The organism is Nostoc sp. UIC 10630 (assembly GCF_010747425.1).
Taxonomy (GTDB): domain Bacteria; phylum Cyanobacteriota; class Cyanobacteriia; order Cyanobacteriales; family Nostocaceae; genus Nostoc.
Genome location: NZ_JAAGOG010000510.1, coordinates 1 through 432, shown reverse-complemented (window position 1 = coordinate 432; position 432 = coordinate 1). Strand labels below are relative to the sequence as shown.

The following is a 432-nucleotide window of genomic DNA, read 5'->3' as shown; positions in this document are numbered from 1 at the left end:
AGATAATCTCGCTTAATCTCTTTAGCTTCACCATCATCAATCATTATTTTCACCTTTGAGAATTGACTGAATTAACACATCTGGATTAATCGCTACTTCTGGCAAAATTATGCCACCGAGTTTATTAAGAACCTGTCTCCCTTCAACTTCAATGTAAGCAAATTCTCCATCAATCATCACTGTTATCGATGATGTATTTTTTTCAGCATGAGATGGGACATAATCTTTCAGAACACCATTTAACACAAAAATATTGGCATCATCTGCATCGCCACTATAGACTTCAAGGCACTCAGGAAAATAGTTAGCATCAAAAGGCAAGTTATCCCAACTATCAGCAGTGTTTAAAATCTCGCTTGGATATTTATCTGCTAGGGCTGCTATATCAGGAGGGAGTTTAGCAATTTGTTTTCTGTCATAATCAGAGAACGG

Annotated in this window: 1 protein-coding gene; it reads right to left on the bottom strand. The window is 36.8% G+C overall.

Translation table 11 applies throughout. The annotated features are described in order from the left end of the window. Positions 1-36 precede the first annotated feature (36 nt). The coding region (locus G1O98_RS38655; RefSeq protein ID WP_163939758.1) for a hypothetical protein at positions 37-432 on the bottom strand (396 nt) is incomplete at its 5' end.